General features: G+C 72.3%; 14 protein-coding genes and 1 pseudogene. 7 read left to right on the forward strand and 8 right to left on the reverse strand.

All coding sequences use genetic code 11. The features are described 5' to 3' along the window. Positions 1-336: 336 nt before the first annotated feature. Entirely contained in the window at positions 337-1,128 is a 792-nt protein-coding gene (locus tag AB0E88_RS02455) for a S16 family serine protease (protein WP_361622490.1), read from the forward strand. A 28-nt stretch (positions 1,129-1,156) separates the two neighbouring features. On the opposite strand, the gene AB0E88_RS02460 is transcribed toward AB0E88_RS02455, so the two are convergent. From AB0E88_RS02460 to AB0E88_RS02480, 5 genes are read right to left on the reverse strand one after another with little or no spacing between them, the layout of a single operon-like run. Then, positions 1,157-2,116 (reverse strand): glycine betaine ABC transporter substrate-binding protein, encoded by a 960-nt coding sequence (locus AB0E88_RS02460; protein ID WP_361622492.1) that lies wholly within the window; start codon positions 2,114-2,116, stop codon positions 1,157-1,159. Then, the gene (locus AB0E88_RS02465) at positions 2,113-2,928 is read right to left on the reverse strand and encodes an ABC transporter permease (protein WP_361622494.1); all 816 of its coding nucleotides are present in this window, start codon (positions 2,926-2,928) and stop codon (positions 2,113-2,115) included. Before AB0E88_RS02465 ends, AB0E88_RS02460 begins: the two co-directional genes overlap by 4 nt. Continuing rightward, positions 2,925-4,187, reverse strand: coding sequence for a betaine/proline/choline family ABC transporter ATP-binding protein (locus AB0E88_RS02470; protein ID WP_361623373.1), 1,263 nt, complete (start codon positions 4,185-4,187; stop codon positions 2,925-2,927). The genes AB0E88_RS02465 and AB0E88_RS02470 overlap by 4 nt, the downstream gene beginning before the upstream one ends. 52 nt (positions 4,188-4,239) lie before the next feature. After that, the gene (locus AB0E88_RS02475; protein WP_361622496.1) at positions 4,240-4,887 is read right to left on the reverse strand and encodes an ABC transporter permease; all 648 of its coding nucleotides are present in this window, start codon (positions 4,885-4,887) and stop codon (positions 4,240-4,242) included. 19 nt (positions 4,888-4,906) lie between these two features. Next, positions 4,907-5,389 carry an Lrp/AsnC family transcriptional regulator gene (locus AB0E88_RS02480; protein ID WP_361622499.1) on the reverse strand — a complete coding sequence of 161 codons (483 nt, stop codon included), beginning with the start codon at positions 5,387-5,389 and terminating at the stop codon, positions 4,907-4,909. 123 nt (positions 5,390-5,512) lie between these two features. Here AB0E88_RS02480 and hppD point away from each other — a divergent pair, with 123 nt between their 5' ends. Next, positions 5,513-6,658 (forward strand): 4-hydroxyphenylpyruvate dioxygenase, encoded by a 1,146-nt coding sequence (gene hppD / locus AB0E88_RS02485; RefSeq protein WP_361622502.1) that lies wholly within the window; start codon positions 5,513-5,515, stop codon positions 6,656-6,658. A gap of 19 nt (positions 6,659-6,677) precedes the next feature. Here hppD and AB0E88_RS02490 read toward each other — a convergent pair whose 3' ends face one another. Then, positions 6,678-8,096 (reverse strand): tetratricopeptide repeat protein, encoded by a 1,419-nt coding sequence (locus AB0E88_RS02490; RefSeq protein WP_361622505.1) that lies wholly within the window; start codon positions 8,094-8,096, stop codon positions 6,678-6,680. Positions 8,097-8,188: 92 nt separating this feature from the next. On the opposite strand from AB0E88_RS02490, the gene AB0E88_RS02495 reads away from it, so the two are divergent. After that, the gene (locus AB0E88_RS02495) at positions 8,189-9,595 is read left to right on the forward strand and encodes an FAD-linked oxidase C-terminal domain-containing protein (RefSeq protein WP_361622508.1); all 1,407 of its coding nucleotides are present in this window, start codon (positions 8,189-8,191) and stop codon (positions 9,593-9,595) included. Positions 9,596-9,606: 11 nt separating this feature from the next. Here the strand turns inward: AB0E88_RS02495 and AB0E88_RS02500 are convergent, their stop codons facing one another. Beyond that, positions 9,607-10,017 carry an SsgA family sporulation/cell division regulator gene (locus AB0E88_RS02500; RefSeq protein ID WP_361622511.1) on the reverse strand — a complete coding sequence of 137 codons (411 nt, stop codon included), beginning with the start codon at positions 10,015-10,017 and terminating at the stop codon, positions 9,607-9,609. A gap of 233 nt (positions 10,018-10,250) precedes the next feature. On the opposite strand from AB0E88_RS02500, the pseudogene AB0E88_RS02505 reads away from it, so the two are divergent. The 3 genes and pseudogenes from AB0E88_RS02505 to AB0E88_RS02515 form a co-directional block, all read left to right on the forward strand. After that, a pseudogene (locus AB0E88_RS02505) lies at positions 10,251-10,373 on the forward strand (DUF2510 domain-containing protein); the annotation flags it as partial. Between the two features lie 360 nt (positions 10,374-10,733). After that, positions 10,734-12,344: an RDD family protein gene (locus tag AB0E88_RS02510; protein WP_361623376.1), complete on the forward strand. Its 1,611-nt coding sequence runs from the start codon at positions 10,734-10,736 to the stop codon at positions 12,342-12,344. A 102-nt stretch (positions 12,345-12,446) separates the two neighbouring features. Continuing rightward, positions 12,447-13,121: an RDD family protein gene (locus tag AB0E88_RS02515; RefSeq protein ID WP_361622514.1), complete on the forward strand. Its 675-nt coding sequence runs from the start codon at positions 12,447-12,449 to the stop codon at positions 13,119-13,121. 16 nt (positions 13,122-13,137) lie between these two features. On the opposite strand, the gene AB0E88_RS02520 is transcribed toward AB0E88_RS02515, so the two are convergent. Further along, positions 13,138-13,380, reverse strand: a complete 243-nt coding sequence (locus tag AB0E88_RS02520; RefSeq protein WP_361622517.1) for a hypothetical protein — start codon at positions 13,378-13,380, stop codon at positions 13,138-13,140. Positions 13,381-13,723: 343 nt separating this feature from the next. Here AB0E88_RS02520 and AB0E88_RS02525 point away from each other — a divergent pair, with 343 nt between their 5' ends. Then, entirely contained in the window at positions 13,724-16,072 is a 2,349-nt protein-coding gene (locus AB0E88_RS02525) for an immune inhibitor A domain-containing protein (RefSeq protein WP_361622520.1), read from the forward strand. The last annotated feature ends 132 nt before the right edge of the window (positions 16,073-16,204 follow it).

Consider the following 16,204-nt stretch of genomic DNA (forward strand, 5'->3'; position numbering starts at 1 on the left):
TGCCCACCCCCGGGACGGGTGGGCGGCTTGCGCCGGCCGCCGCCGGGACGGGTGAGCGGCATGAGCTGCCCACCCCCGCGACGGGTGGGCGGCTTGCGCCGGCCGCCGCCGGGCAGGGCCGCGGCCCGCCGTGACCGGTGCGAGGCGGTGAGCGGCCCGCGCCGCCCGGCGGCGAAGGCGGGGGCCGGGAGCGGGGGCCCGCGGTGACCGGGGTCGGAGGCAGGGGCGGGCCGCGCCGCCCGGCGGTGAGAGCGGGGGGCGGGGGCGGGCCGCGGTGACTGCTGCCGGTGGTGACCGGCGCCCGAGGCGGGGGTGGCCTCGCGTTAGATTGGCCCCGTGCTCTCTCGCCTCACACGCCTCCAGGCCCTCGCCGTCTGCGCGCTGCCCGTCGTGGCCCTGCTCGCCACGGCGGCGTTCGCGCCGCTGCCGTTCTCGGTGGCGCAGCCGGGTACGACGGCGAACGTGCTGGGCGACAACAAGGGCACGCCGGTCATCACGATCACCGGGGCGCCCACCCGCCCGACCAGCGGCCAGCTGCGGATGACGACCATCGAGGCGACCGGGCCCGACGCGCGCGTCTCGCTCGGCGACGTCATCGACGGCTGGTTCGCCACCGACCGGGCGATCATGCCGCGTGACGCGGTGTACCCGAGCGGGCAGAACGTCAAGGAGATCGAGCGGCACAACATCGCGCAGATGGACCAGTCCCAGGACGCGGCGACCAAGGCCGCGCTGGGCTACCTCCACCTCAGCGACCAGAAGGTCAAGGTCGATCTGAAGCTGGCGGACATCGGCGGCCCCAGCGCCGGGCTGTTCTTCGCCCTCGGTGTCGTCGACAAGCTCGACGGCGACGGCAGCGGCGGCGACCTCACGGGCGGCCGCACCATCGCCGGCACGGGCACCATCGACGCCGACGGCAAGGTCGGCCCGGTGGGCGGAGTGGGCCTGAAGACGCAGGCCGCCCGCCGCGACGGGGCGACCGTCTTCCTCGTCCCGAAGGCCGAGTGCTCCGACGCCAAGGGCGAGCTGCCCAAGGGCCTGCGTCTGATCCCGGTCACGTCGCTGGAGAGCGCGGTGGACGCCCTCGTCGCCCTGGAAAAGGGCAAGGGCACGGTCCCGAGCTGCTAGGCGGGACCGGGCGCCGCGTCCGCGCCCCCTACTTCACCAGCCCCTCCTGCTTCATCCAGTCCAGGGCGACCTGGTGCGGGTCCTCTCCGTCCACGTCCACCTTCGCGTTCAGCTCCTGGGCCACCTTGTTGTTCAGCCGGGCCGTCAGCGGGGCCAGGACCTGGGCGATCGCCGGCCACTTCCGGAAGGTGGCGCTGTTGATCTCCGGGGCGGCGTTGTAGTTGGGGAAGAACTTCTTGTCGTCGTCCATCACCACCAGGTTCATCGAGCGGATCCGCCCGTCCGTGGTGAAGACCTCGCCGTAGGTGCAACTGCCCTTCGCCGTCTGGGTGTAGATGATCCCGGTGTCCATCTGCGTGACGTTCTTCGCCGGGATGTCCATACCGTACTTCTTCTCCATGCCCGGCAGCCCGTCCGCCCGGTTGGCGAACTCGCCCTCCACGCACAGCGTCACCGCGCCCGGGTCCTTCTTCGCCAGCGCCGCCACGTCCGACAGGGTCTTCGTGCCGTACTTCCGGTACGCGTCCTGGTTCATCGCCAGCGCGTAGGTGTTGTTCAGGCGCGACGGCGGCAGCCAGGTCAGCCCCTCCTTCACGTCGGCGTCCCGCACCGCCTGCCACTGCCGGTGCGGGTCGGGGATGGGCGTGCTGTGGCCCTGGTACGTGATCCACGCGGTGCCCGTGTACTCGTACATGGCGTCCGCGTCGCCCTTCTTCACCGCCTCCCGGCCGCCGATGGAGCCCTGGATGCCGGTGCGGTCCAGCACGTGCGCGCCGGCCGCCTGCAACGCGATGCCCATCATCGCGCCGTGGATGAGGCTCTCCGTGAACGACTTCGAGGTGACGGTGAGATCCGCCCCCTTCAGCGGTTCCCCCTGCCCGATCAGCCCCGGTCTCACGTCGTCGGACATGGGGGAGCCGCTGGTCAGCCCGCAGCCGGCGGCCGCCAGCAGCACACCGCCCAGCAGGACGCGGACAGGCGCTCTCATGTCCCCACCTCCAGCCCCCGCGGCTTCAGCAGCAGTTCCGCGAGCGACGCCAGCCAGTCCACCAGCAGGGCGAGCGCGACGGTGAGCACGGAGCCCAGGACCAGCACCGGCATCCGCTGGTTGGTGATCCCCGTGGTGATGAGCACCCCGAGACCGCCGCCCCCGCCGAACGCGGCCAGTGTCGCCGTGCCGACGTTCAGCACCAGCGCCGTGCGCACCCCGGCGAGGATCAGCGGCACCGCGAGCGGCAGTTCCACCCGCAGCAGCACCCCGAGCGGGGACATCCCGATGCCGCGGGCGGCCTCCAGCAGCGTCGGGTCGTTGGCGCGCAGGCCGGCGATGGTGTTGGACAGCACCGGCAGGATGGCGTAGGCGATGATGCCGATCAGGGCGGCCCGGCGGCCGATGCCCAGCCAGATCACCAGCAGTGCCAGCAGACCGATCGCCGGCGTCGCCTGCCCCATGTTGGCGAACGCCATCGCCACCGGGGTGGCCCGCCGGAACGCGGGGCGGGTCAGCAGGATGCCGAGCGGGATCGCGATGATCAGCACGAAGAACGTCGAGATCACCGTCAGCTGCACGTGCTGCCACAGCGCCTTGGACACCTGGCCGCCGGACAGGGCGTTCTGCGAGATCTGGTCCAGGTCGGCCTGCCGGAACCACAGCCAGGTCGCCAGCAGCACGGCGACCAGCACGGCGGGCAGGAAGGTCAGCTTCTGCCAGCTCACCCGCCGCCGTGCGGCGGGCCGGGCCGGGGGCGGCGGCTCCTCCTCGTCGACCCGGTCGTCCCTCAGCTCCTCGGCGTCGCTCATGCCTTGCGTCCCCCGCCCTCGCCCTCCTGCTCCGCTTGGGTCTGCGCCGAGCGCGCCACCGCCAGTTCGTGCTGGTGCTCCATCGCCTCCAGCCGGTCGGCCTCCAGCAGTTCGTGCACGGAGTTCATCAGCGTCTCCATGTCCACGACGCCGGTGTACGCGCCGTGCCGCCCGGTCACCGCGACCCGACCGGCGCTGTCGGTGAGGACGGCCTCCAGCGCGTCGCGCAGGGTCGCGTCCCGCGTCACCGTGTCGCTGACCAGCGTGCCCGCCCGCGCCAGCGAGCCCCGGGCCCGCATCAGGTCGCCGCGCCGGAGCCACTTGTAGGGGCGCCGGCGCCGGTCGAGCAGCAGGATCTCGTTGGTGCCGCTCGAGCGCAGCAGCCCGAAGATCTGCTGCAGCGGGGTGTCCACGGTGACCGTCGGATAGTCGGTGATCTCCACGTCCCGTACGCGGGTGAGGTTCAGCCGTTTCAGGGCCGCCCCGGCGCCGACGAAGCCGGAGACGAAGTCGTCGGCGGGGTTGGTGAGGATGGCCTCCGGGGTGTCGAACTGCGCGATGTGCGAGCGCTCCCGCAGCACCGCGATGCGGTCGCCCAGCTTGATGGCCTCGTCGAAGTCGTGGGTGACGAAGACGATCGTCTTGTGCAGCTCGCGCTGCAGACGGATCAGCTCGTCCTGGAGGTGGTCGCGGGTGATCGGGTCGACCGCGCCGAACGGCTCGTCCATCAGCAGCACCGGCGGATCGGCGGCCAGCGCCCGGGCCACGCCGACGCGCTGCTGCTGCCCGCCGGAGAGCTGGCGCGGATAGCGGCCGTGGAACTCGCCGGGGTCGAGGCCGACCAGGTCCAGCAGTTCCTCCACCCGGGCGCGGATGCGGGACTTGGACCAGCCGACCATCTTCGGCACGAGCGCGATGTTCTGGGCGACGGTCATGTGCGGGAAGAGCCCGGCCGACTGGATGGCGTACCCGACCTTGCGGCGCAGCTTCACCGGGTCCATGTCGGTGACGTCCTCGCCGCCGATCCGGATGCGGCCCCCGGTCGGCTCGATCAGCCGGTTGATCATCTTCAGGGTGGTCGACTTCCCGCAGCCCGACGGACCGACGAAGATCACCGTCTCGCCGGCCTTGATCTCCATGCTGACGTTGTCGACGGCCGGGTGCGGGTTGCCCGGGTACCGCTTGGTCAGGTTCTCCAGCTCGATGGCCGCCCCGGCGACGGACGCCCCAGGCGCGCCGGAGCGGGACGCCGCGGGCACATCGGAGCGGGACGCCGCGGGCGCGCCGGAGCGGTCGGACACGTCGGGTGCGTCAGGCACGGATCCCCCTGGGGATGGTCAGCCGTCCGATCAGGACGTACGCGGCGTCGAACAGCAGGGCCAGCACGATGATCCCGAGGGTGCCCGCGAGCACCTGGTTGAGCGCGTTCTTGCTGCCCAGCGAGGCCAGCCCGCGGAAGATCTCGTTGCCCAGGCCGGGCCCGGAGGCGTAGGCGGCGATGGCGGCGATCCCCATCAGCATCTGGGTGGAGACGCGGATGCCGGTCAGGATCGGCGGCCATGCCAGCGGCAGCTCCACCCGCATCAGCCGCGCCGGCCCCGACATGCCGATGCCGCGCGCCGCGTCCACCAGCGCCGGATCGACGCCGCGCAGACCGACGATCGCGTTGCGCACGACCGGCAGCAGCCCGTACAGGGTCAGGGCCACCACCGTCGGCGGCACACCGAGCCCCACGATGGGCACGAGCAGGCCGATCATGGCGAGCGAGGGGATGGTGAGGATGGTGGACGTGGTCAGCGTCGCCAGGTTGCCCGCCCACTCGCTGCGGTAGGTCGCCACCGCGATGAGCACGCCCAGCGCGGTCGCCAGGACCATGCACTGGAAGACGGCGCTGGCGTGCTGGTAGGCGTCGGTGAGCAACTGCTGATGGCGGTTGCCGAGGTACTCCCAGAAGGTCACCGGCCTCACCCCCGTCGGGTCACATGGTCCGCTCCCGGTCCTCCGCCGCCTGCTGCACCAGCGGGATGACCCGCAGCGGCACGGGGTTCTCCATCACGATCGCGGTGGAGGCCCGGACAATGCCATCAAAACCGACGACCCGGTCGATCACCCGCTGGAGATCGGCGTTGGACCGGGCCACCAGCCGGCACAGCATGTCCCCGGTGCCGGTCGTGGTGTGCAGCTCCAGCACCTCCGGAACGGACGCCAAGTGGGCGCGTACGTCCGCCCCTTGGCCCTGCCGGATCTGCAGCGTGGCGAACGCGGTGACCGGGTATCCGAGGGCCGCGGGATCCACCTCGGGACCAAATCCGCGGATGACTCCGTTCGACTGAAGCCGGTCCAGGCGCGCCTGCGCGGTCCCGCGTGCCACCCCCAGCCGCCGGGACATCTCCAGCACCCCGATGCGCGGTTCCTGTGCGAGCAGCACGATGATCCGGCCGTCCAGGTGATCGATCGCCACAGCAGCCTCCCCGGGTGGTCATCCTGTACAGAAAGGCCGCCGAGGCGGCCGTGTCGCTGAGCAGAATGCCCAGTGAATACGCGAACTATTGCGCACCTTGCAGAGCAGGGCCAGGCTTCGGCTATGACGCAGACCACACACCACACTCCCGACACCGCCCGGCAGGCCGACCCCTTCCCGGTCAAGGGAATGGACGCGGTCGTCTTCGCCGTGGGCAACGCCAAGCAGGCCGCGCACTACTACTCCACCGCCTTCGGCATGACGCTGGTCGCCTACTCCGGACCGGAGAACGGCAGCCGCGAGACCGCGAGCTATGTGCTCGAGAACGGCTCCGCCCGGTTCGTGTTCACCTCGGTGATCAAGCCCGCCACCGCCTGGGGCCACTTCCTGGCCCGGCACGTGGCCGAGCACGGCGACGGCGTCGTCGACCTCGCCATCGAGGTGCCGGACGCGCGCGCCGCCCACGCCTACGCCGTCGAGCAGGGCGCGAAGAGCGTCGCCGAGCCGTACGAGCTGAAGGACGAGCACGGCACGGTCGTCATCGCCGCGATCGCCACCTACGGCGAGACCCGGCACACCCTGGTCGAGCGCACCGGCTACGACGGCCCCTACCTGCCCGGTTACGCCGCCGCCAAGCCGATCGTCGCGCCGCCCGCGCAGCGCACCTTCCAGGCCATCGACCACTGCGTCGGCAACGTCGAACTCGGCAAGATGGACGAGTGGGTGGCCTTCTACAACAAGGTCATGGGCTTCACGAACATGAAGGAGTTCGTCGGCGACGACATCGCCACCGAGTACTCGGCGCTGATGTCCAAGGTCGTGGCCGACGGCACGCTGAAGGTGAAGTTCCCGCTCAACGAGCCGGCCATCGCCAAGAAGAAGTCCCAGATCGACGAGTACCTCGAGTTCTACAACGGCCCCGGCTGCCAGCACATCGCGCTGAACAGCGGCGACATCGTCGAGACCGTACGCACCATGCGCGCGGCCGGCGTCGAGTTCCTCGACACCCCGGACTCCTACTACGACACGCTGGGGGAGTGGGTCGGCGAGACCCGCGTGCCGGTGGACACCCTGCGCGAGCTGAAGATCCTCGCCGACCGAGACGAGGACGGCTACCTGCTGCAGATCTTCACCAAGCCGGTCCAGGACAAGCCGACCGTCTTCTTCGAGATCATCGAACGCCACGGCTCCATGGGCTTCGGCAAGGGCAACTTCAAGGCCCTGTTCGAGGCGATCGAGCGGGAGCAGGAGAAGCGCGGGAACCTCTAGCCGACGGCTCCGCCGGAGGTCAGCGCGGCAGCGCGGCCTCCGGCGGCTCGCCGAGTGCCGCCAGTGCCGTGCGCGCCTCGCGGACGGCCAGGGGTGAGAAGTACGGGTTGATGCGCAGGGCCTCCTGAAGGTGCCGGCGCGCCGGCGCCGCCTGTCCCAGGGACTTCTCGATCATGCCCCGGTGATAGGCGTACGGCGCGCTGCGCACCGTGCCGCCGTGCTCCCGGTCCGTCGCGGTCGCCGCGTACCGCAGCGCCTCCGTGTCCTGCCCCGCCCGGTGCAGCGCCCAGCCCAGCGCGTCGGCCGCCTCGATGCCCGGCCGGCGCTGCCACTCCGTGCGCAGCAGCCGTACCGCCTCAGCCGGGTCCCCGTGGTCGGCCTCCAGACGGCCGAGGACCAGCGTGTCGTCGACACCGCCCTGCGCGTCCAGCCGCACCCGCTCATGCAGCAGGTCGTAGGTGACCCGGGCCGGCTGCGCCATCCCCAGCGACTCGTACAACTCGCCCAGCTCCAGGGCGTACTGGGGCAGCGGCTGCCGTTGCAGCGCCACCCGGTACGCGCTCAGCGCCTCCGAGGTACGCCCCAGCGCCGCCAGCGCCCGGCCCTGCCCGGCCTGCGCCGCCCGCTGGTCCGGGTCCAGCCGCACCGCCTCCTCGAAGTGCCGCATCGCCGCGTCGGGCTCGCCGCGCTCGAACGCCAGCTGCCCGGCCTGCTCCAGATACGCCGCCTGTTCGGCCGGCCCCTGCGCGGCGGCCGCCGCGTCCGCCAGCGCCGCCGCCGCGTCCTCCCGCCGCCCCTGCTCCCGGTACACGCTCGCCGCCCACGCCCGCACCGCCGGGGACGAGGGCGCCGCCGTCAGTGAGTCCAGGGCGCGCCCCGCCGCCTTGTAGTCGCCGAGCCCGGTGCACGCGTCGATCAGCGGCGCATACGCCGTCCACCGCTTCGGCTGCGCCGTCAGCGCCTGCTCCGCGAAGCCGCGCGCCGCCCGGAAGTCCCGCCGCGCGTCCGCCAGCACCGCGAGCCCCTCCAGCGCCCCGGCGTTGCCCCGCGCCCGCACCGACAGCGAGGTCCGCAGCGCCCGCTCCGCCTTCGGGAACGCCCCGGCCGCGTCAGCCGTCCGGCGCCCCCGCTCCACATAGGCCGCGCCCAGCACCGCCCACGCCGTCGCGTCCTTGGGATGCGTGCGCACATACGCCTCCCGGTCGCCGATCAGCGCGTCCAGACCGGGCAGCGCCGCCGGCACCCCGGCGCGCACCGCGGCCTGCGCCTGCGCCCCCGGGGCCGGCGCCGGTGGCTGCCCGGCGGGCCCGTCGGCGGGCCACAGCGCCAGCGCCCCGCCGAGCACGAGGGACCCCGCGAGCGAGGCGAGAAGGACCCGGACGGGCCACCGGCGACGCACGGGCGCGGCGGCTTCCACGGCACTCTCCTGGTTCTCCATGACGCTCACTGTGCGTCGCCGCCCCGCCCGCCCCCGGGCATACCGCGACCGCCGTACACGGGGTTCACACCGATGGCCCCGGGTGCGAACCTGTGATCATGAGCCGTATCGAAGCGCCCCGCGACGAGCAGACCGGCAACCTCGTCGACCGGCTGCGCGCCGTCCTGCCGGCCGAGGCGGTCCTCACCGACGCCGACGTCACGGCCTCCTACGCCCACGACATGGCGAGCTTCTGCCCGGCCGGCGTCCCGGCCGTGGTGGTCCTGCCGCGCACGGTCGAGCAGGTGCAGCACGTGATGCGCGTCGCCACCGAGCTGCGCGTCCCGGTCGTCCCGCAGGGCGCCCGCACGGGACTGTCCGGAGGCGCCAACGCCACCGACGGCTGCATCGCGCTGTCCCTGACCAAGATGGACCGCATCCTGGAGATCAACCCCGTCGACCGCGTCGCCGTCGTCGAACCGGGCGTGATCAACGCGACGCTCTCCCGCGCGGTGAACGAACACGGCCTGTACTACCCGCCCGACCCCTCCAGCTGGGAGATGTGCACCGTCGGCGGGAACATCGGCACCGCCGCCGGCGGCCTGTGCTGCGTGAAGTACGGGGTGACCGCGGAGTACGTCCTCGGACTCGACGTCGTCCTCGCCGACGGCCGCCTCATGTCCACCGGCCGGCGCACCGCGAAGGGTGTCGCCGGATACGACCTGACCCGGCTGTTCGTGGGCGCCGAGGGCTCCCTCGGCATCGTCGTCAAGGCCGTCCTCGCGCTCAAGCCGAAGCCGCCCGAGCAGCTGGTGCTGGCGGCGGAGTTCGCCTCGGTGACCGCCGCCTGCGACGCCGTCTGCACGATCATGGAGGCCGGGCACGTCCCGTCACTCCTCGAACTGATGGACTCGACGACGGTCCGGGCCGTCAACGGCCTGGCCCACATGGGCCTGCCCGAGACCACCGAGGCCCTCCTGCTCGCCGCCTTCGACACCGCCGACCCGGCCGCCGACCTCGCCGCCGTCGGCGCGCTGTGCGAGGCGGCCGGCGCCACCCAGGTCGTCCCCGCCGACGACGCGGCCGAGTCGGAACTGCTGCTCCAGGCCCGCCGGCTGTCCCTGACGGCCCTGGAAGCGGTGAAGGGCACGACGATGATCGACGACGTGTGCGTGCCCCGGACCCGGCTCGGCGACATGCTCGCCGGCGTCGAGCGCATCGCCGAGAAGTACGACCTGACGATCGGCGTGTGCGCGCACGCCGGTGACGGCAACACCCACCCGACCGTCTGCTTCGACGCCGCCGACCCCGACGAGTCGCGGCGCGCCCGCGAGTCCTTCGACGAGATCATGGCCCTCGGCCTGGAACTGGGCGGCACGATCACCGGCGAGCACGGCGTGGGCGTGCTGAAGAAGGAGTGGCTGGCCCGCGAGATCGGGCCCGTCGGCGTGGAGATGCAGCGGGCCGTCAAGCAGGTCTTCGACCCGCTGGGCATCCTCAACCCCGGGAAACTCTTCTGAGCCGTCGCCGGTCACCGGGCGAGCAACTGGTCGAGCGCGTCGTCGATCCCGAGCTGCTCGCTCTCGCTGCCCGGCGGCACCACCCGCAGCGTGCGCTCCAGCCACGCGGACACCTGGGCGGCCGGCGCCTCCAGCAGGGCGTCCCCGTCCGGGGAGCTGAGCGCCATCAGGACGACACTGTGCCCGTCGGTCTTCGTCGGCCACACCCGCACGTCCCCGTGCCCGCACGGCCGGAACACGCCCTCCACCAGCAGCTCCCTGGCGAACGTCCAGTACACCGGATGGTCGGAGTTGATGTGGAAGGTGATGTGGACGGCGTAGGGGTCGTCGGTGCGGTAGGCCAGGCGGGCCGGGACGGGGACGGCGCGCTCCGGCGACAGGATCAGCCGCAGCTCCAGTTCGCGCTCCACGACGGTGTGCATGGTCGACCTTCCTCTCGTGTCGGGGGGCCCTGCGAGGGGCCCGCACGAGGGAGAGGGCGCGGCGCCGCGAGCATTACGCGGGTTCCGGGGATTTTTTTCCCGGGTGGTGAAGGAAGGGGTGCGGCGTTGCCCGGAAAGGGGCGGGTACGGCCGGAGAGGCAGTGGCGCTTGCGCTCGTCTGATAGATGTGGAGGCCGTCATACGACCCCCTCGACAGATACGGGACGACGGACATGAGCGCCCCAACCCCGGCCCCCGGCGACGACCGGCCCCGCGAAGGCTATTACCCGGACCCGTCCATCCCCGGATACGTCCGGTACTGGAACGGTGCCGCCTGGGTACCGGGCACCAGCCGTCCGGCGCCGACGGACGGCGAACTGCTCGCCCCTCCACCGGGCGTCCGCCCGGCCGCCCCCGCGGTCGAGGAGACCGGCCCGCACTTCTTCGACGAGGACCCGCAGCCGGCCGCGTTCTCCGGGGACCGGGGCGCGGCGGCACCGGGCGGCCCCGCCTCGGCACCGACGCCGGGCGGCGCCGGACACGGCGGTGGCGCGGCACAAGGGGGCCCGGCCCAGGGACCCGTGGCGCAAGGCGCCGGGCCCGGCGGCCCGCAGGGGCCTGCGGCAGGCGGCTTCGCGCAAGCCGGCGGTCCGGGTACGGCCCAGGGCGGTGCGGCCGGTTCGGCCCAGGGCGGCGGTGGGCACGGCGCTGGCGCGGTGCAGGCCGGTGCCGGGCAGGGCGCTGCGCGGCCGTGGCCGTGGCCGGAGCCGGCGTCCTCGTGGGGCGCCGACCGGTCCCGGCAGTCCGGCTTCGGTGGCGAGCCCGACCGGCGCGTGTCGTGGGGCGCGGCACCGGGCGCCGACCCCCGCCTCCCGGCCGACGGCCGACCGGCCACGGGCCCCACCGGTTCTGCGGACTCCACCGGACCAGCCGGTACTCCCGGCTCTGCCGGTACTCCGGGCTCCGCCGGTACTCCGGTTGCGGCCGGGACGCCGGGTGCGGCAGGCACCCCGGCCCCGGCCGGCACCTCGGGCTCGGCCGGCACCCCCGGCTCGGCCGGCACCCCGGGCGCGGCAGGCACCCCCGCTGCGGCGGGTACCCCAGGCCCCGCTGGGGCGTCCGGCGCGGCCGGTACGCCGGGCTCCGCCCCGGCCGCGGCCGACGTGCCCGCCGACGGCACGTTCGTCTTCCGGCGTCCGACCGGTGGAGCGGGCGCGGGCCAGGCCGCCCCGGCACCCTCCGCGGGCGGCGGTGCCCGGCCCGGCGCGGGCCGCCGCTCCGACGAGGGCACGATGACGTTCCGCGCGGTCTCCCCACGCGCAGGGACGCCGTCCGCCCCCGCCGCCCAGGGCCCGCAGGCGGGCACCACCGCATCCGCCCGGGGCCCGCAGGCGGGCACCGCCCCGGCCGCTCAGGGCCCGCAGGCAGCGACCGCTCCCTCCGCCCAGGGCCCGCAGGCCGGCCCCGGTGCGGCCGGGACGCGGACGCCCGGCGCGGGCGCGGGAGTTGCCGCCACCCCGCTGTCCGGCCCCCAGCGCTCCACCCCCGCCGCGGCCGCGCCCACCTCCACCGCCCCCGGCGTCCCGCACCAGGGAGCCGCGCCTCAGCCCGCGTCCGGCCACCAGCCGTCAGCGGGCCACCAGCCCGCCCCGGCCCCCCAGCACGCCGCCGCCGGTGCCCCCGCCCCGCTCGCCACGCCGGTCACCACCGGCCCCGGGGGCGGGCAGGCGTCCTGGGCACAGCAGGTCCATCACCTGGCCGGCGCCGCCGACGGCGAGCAGCCCGTGGCGCCCTGGAAGCCGCCCGTCGAGGACGTGTTCCAGGCTGCCGCGAGGCGCCAGGCGGCGGCGCGCCCCGCGGCGCTGGGCAAGCGGCTGGCCGCCCGGCTGATCGACACGCTGGTGCTCGGCGCCGTCACCTCCGCTGCCGCCGTACCCCTCGGGACGAAGGCCGCCGACCACATCAACGAGAAGATCGACACGGCCAGGCTGTCCGGCCGCGAGGTCACCGTCTGGCTGGTGGACGGCACCACGGGCGTCTACCTCGGCATCGTCCTCGCGGTCCTGCTCGTGGCCGGCGTGCTCTACGAGGCGCTGCCGACCGCGCGCTGGGGCCGCACGCTCGGCAAGAAGCTGCTCGGCCTGGAGGTGCGGGACATCGAGGCGCACGAGGCCCCGGCGTTCGGGGCCGCGCTGCGCCGCTGGCTGGTCTACAGCATCCCCGGCCTGCTGGCCGTAGGGGTGATCGGTGTCCTGTGGTGCCTGTTCGACCGGCCGTGGCACCAGTGCTGGCACGACAAGGCGGCGCACACCTTCGTCGCGGGCTGAGGGGCCGTCGGCTGAGGGGTTGTCACCCGGCGTCCGGGCTGCGCTACTCCGTCCGGCCGTCCGCCGGGTGCACAGCACCCGGCTTCGCGGTCCACTCGGGCCATGAGCAGCGAACCGCCCCACGGCTCCGGCCCGCCGCCCGACGACGACCCGTTCCGGAAGCAGCCCCCGCCCGGCCCGGGGCAGGGCTCGCCGTACGACAGCCCGCCCCCGCCCGGCCCGGGACAGGGCTCGCCCTACGACACCCCCTACGGCGGCGGTCAGGCCCCGCCTCCGCCCTACGGCTCTCCCTACGGCGGGGGCGGCCATCCCGGCGACCCGCTGGCCGGCATGCCGCCGCTCGCCGAGAGCGGCAAGCGCACGCTGGCCAGGATCATCGACATGATCCTCGTCGGGATCGTCGTCTGGCTGCTCTCCTGGGGCTTCGGCGTCAACGAGTACACGATGAACGACACCAAGATCGACGCCGGCAAGTCGATCGGGGAGTCCTTCGTCGCCGCCGTCCTCTACATCGCCTACGACACCTTCATGATCAACAGATCGGGACAGACGCTCGGCAAGAAGTGGCTGAACATGCGGGTCGCGGTCCTCGACAACGGCCAGAACCCCTCCGTGCAGACGTCGCTGATCCGGGCGGCCGTGCTGTGGATCCCGTTCGCCTTCTGCTGCGCCTGCATCTGGACGGCGATCTGCGGTGGCTGGAGCTACTTCGACAAACCCTACAAACAGGGTCTGCACGACAAAGCGGCCAAGACGGTCGTGGTGTCCACCCGCTGACGCCCCGTCGGTGTGCTCAGCGCACGGACGCCGTCGGCTGCGGCACCGCCTCCTCGGCGGCACCGGACGCCGGTGCCGCCCGGGAGGGCGTGGGCGTCGGCACGGTCACCGCGACGAGCAACCCGAGCGCGAGTGCCGCGACGGCTATGACCGCGATCGCCGGTCCCGAACTGGTCTGGGACAGCAGCAGCATGGCGAGCGTCGAGAAGATCACGGTGGTCGACCCGTAGACGAGCTGTGCGACGGTCGGACGGGGCATGGCAATCGTGTCCTCGGAAGCGGGGATGTGCTCGACTCTATTCGCGTGCATGCCCGAGGGGAACGAACGGTAAGCGTGACCTGACCAACAGTGCCGGTGCACGGGGGGCGCACCGAGTCACCGTCGAAGCGTGTCCGAGCGACGACAGGATGAGCGCCCGGTGTCCGCAAAGCGAACCCCTGCTCCGCATAGTGCACTTGACTTGTCCAAGTCAAGATCTGTCTTTTCTCTCAAACCTCTAGTCAAATGTCGTCACTTGATTACACGCGTTGATCACCGCGCGCGGTCCCCCGCCATGACCAGGGCCCCCTTCCGCGTGCGCTCACGCGGGGGAGGAACTCAAGTGACCAGTAGATCCTGGACGTACAGAGCGGCGGCCATCGGTGTCGCGCTCGCGGCGGCCTCCGCCGGTTTCACCACCTTCGCGGTGGCCGAGGCGGCCACGACCGCCGGTGCCACGAACGTGGACCGGCACGACCCGGCGCCGGTGAAGCAGCAGAAGCACGACCTGGACGGCCCGCTCAGCAAGACCCAGGAAGCGCAGCGCCAGGAGGCGCTCGACCAGGTCATATCGGGCAAGGCCCAGGTGAAGGACAAGAACGGCTCCAAGGTCGTCCAGCTCAAGAGCAAAAAGGGCGACAGCAAGTACGTCGAGCTGGGCCGCGAGAAGACCGACAAGATCTTCACCATCCTGGTGGAGTTCGGCGACCAGACGGACCCCAAGTTCGGTGGCACGCCCGGCCCGCTGCACAACACGATCGCGGCCCCCGACCGCACCAAGGACAACTCCACGGCCTGGCAGGCGGACTACAACCGCCAGCACTTCCAGGACCTCTACTTCGGCACCGGCAAGAACACCGAGTCGGTCAAGAAGTACTACGAGAAGCAGTCCTCGGGCCGCTACTCGGTCGACGGCGAGGTCGCCGACTGGGTCAAGGTGCCCTACAACGAGGCCCGCTACGGCAACAACGCCTGCGGCTCCACCAACTGCCCGAGCGTGTGGAACGTCGTCAGCGACGGCCTGAACGCCTGGGTCGCGCAGCAGAAGGCCGCCGGCCGCACCGACGCCCAGATCAAGGCGGACGTCGCCCAGTTCGACCAGTGGGACCGGTACGACTACGACGGCGACGGCAACTTCAACGAGCCCGACGGCTACATCGACCACTTCCAGATCGTGCACGCCGGCGAGGACGAGTCCGCGGGCGGCGGCGCGCAGGGCAAGGACGCGATCTGGGCCCACCGCTGGTACGCCTACGGCACCGACGCCGGCGCCACCGGCCCCGCCAACAACAAGCTGGGCGGCGCGCAGATCGGCTCCACCGGCGTCTGGGTCGGCGACTACACCATCCAGCCGGAGAACGGCGGCCTCGGGGTCTACGCGCACGAGTACGGCCACGATCTCGGTCTGCCCGACGAGTACGACACCGCGGGCGGCGAGAACTCCACCGGCTTCTGGACGCTGATGTCCTCCGGTTCCTGGCTCGGCCGCGGCAAGGACGCCATCGGCGACCTGCCGGGTGACATGAACGCCTGGGACAAGCTGCAGCTCGGCTGGCTCAACTACGACACCGCCAAGGCCGGCAAGCAGTCCAGCCACAAGCTGGGCGTCGCCGAGTACAACACCTGGAACAAGCAGGCGCTCGTGGTGAACCTGCCCGACAAGGCGGTCACCACCACGGTCGTCCAGCCCGCCCAGGGCGCCACCCAGTGGTGGAGCGGCAGCGGTGACGACCTGAAGAACACGCTGACCCGCAGCGTGGACCTCACCGGCAAGAAGTCGGCCGTCCTCACCCTCGACGGCTGGTACGACATCGAGGCGGGCTACGACTACCTGTACACCGAGGTGTCCACCGACGGCGGCGCCAACTGGACCGCCCTCGACGGCACGGTGAACGGTCAGCCGATCCCGCGCGACGGCAGCGACAAGCCGGCCCTGACCGGTTCGGTCGACGGCTACAAGAAGCTGGCGTACTCGCTCGACGCCTACGCGGGCAAGAAGATCGACCTGCGCTTCCGCTACCAGACGGACGGCGGCGTCGCCCTCAAGGGCTTCGCGGCGGACGAGATCGCGGTGACCGCCGACGGCGCCACCCTGTTCTCCGACAACGCCGAGAGCGCGGACGCCGCGTGGACGGCGGCCGGCTTCTCCCGCATCGGCGCGTCCTTCACCAAGGACTACGCGCAGTACTACATCGCCGAGAACCGGCAGTACGTGTCGTACGACAAGACGCTGAAGACCGGCCCGTACAACTTCGGCTTCGCGTCCCGCCCGGACTGGGTGGAGCACTACCCGTACCAGAACGGTCTGCTGATCTGGAAGTGGGACACCTCGCAGGCGGACAACAACACCGGCACCCACCCCGGCGCCGGTCTGATCCTGCCGATCGACTCCCACCCGGAGGCGCTGCGCTGGAAGGACGGCACGCTGATGCGCGGCCGCGTCCAGTCCTACGACGCGCCCTTCAGCCTGTACCCGACGGACGGCATCACGCTGCACAAGGCGGACGTCGCGACGAAGATCTGGCCGTCCTCGGGCGTCTCGGTCTTCAACGACCACGCGAACACCTACTGGGACGCCTCGGACCCGGCGTCCGGTGTCAAGGTCACTGACACGAACACCCGGATCCAGATCGTCAAGGAGGCCAAGGACGGTTCCACGATGAACCTCCTGGTCGGCCCCGCGGTGAAGTAGTCACTGTTTCCGCAGGTCAGACGCGTATCGGCGGCAACCCCCTGGCGGGTTGCCGCCGATCGTGTTTAGGTGCGTGCTGTGACTGTCTTATTGACACCGGCGTCGATACCGGCGCCCGGGCCGACCGGAACG

Source organism: Streptomyces sp. NPDC028635 (assembly GCF_040637635.1).
GTDB lineage: Bacteria > Actinomycetota > Actinomycetes > Streptomycetales > Streptomycetaceae > Streptomyces.

Excerpts from the sequence above, each read along its gene's own strand:
- AB0E88_RS02515 (WP_361622514.1), top strand. The coding sequence starts at position 12,447 with ATGAGCAGCGAACCGCCCCACGGCTCCGGCCCGCCGCCCGACGACGAC.
- AB0E88_RS02500 (WP_361622511.1), bottom strand. The coding sequence starts at position 10,017 with ATGCACACCGTCGTGGAGCGCGAACTGGAGCTGCGGCTGATCCTGTCG.
- AB0E88_RS02490 (WP_361622505.1), bottom strand. The coding sequence starts at position 8,096 with ATGGAGAACCAGGAGAGTGCCGTGGAAGCCGCCGCGCCCGTGCGTCGC.
- AB0E88_RS02520 (WP_361622517.1), bottom strand. The coding sequence starts at position 13,380 with ATGCCCCGTCCGACCGTCGCACAGCTCGTCTACGGGTCGACCACCGTG.
- AB0E88_RS02465 (WP_361622494.1), bottom strand. The coding sequence starts at position 2,928 with ATGAGCGACGCCGAGGAGCTGAGGGACGACCGGGTCGACGAGGAGGAG.
- hppD (WP_361622502.1), top strand. The coding sequence starts at position 5,513 with ATGACGCAGACCACACACCACACTCCCGACACCGCCCGGCAGGCCGAC.
- AB0E88_RS02460 (WP_361622492.1), bottom strand. The coding sequence starts at position 2,116 with ATGAGAGCGCCTGTCCGCGTCCTGCTGGGCGGTGTGCTGCTGGCGGCC.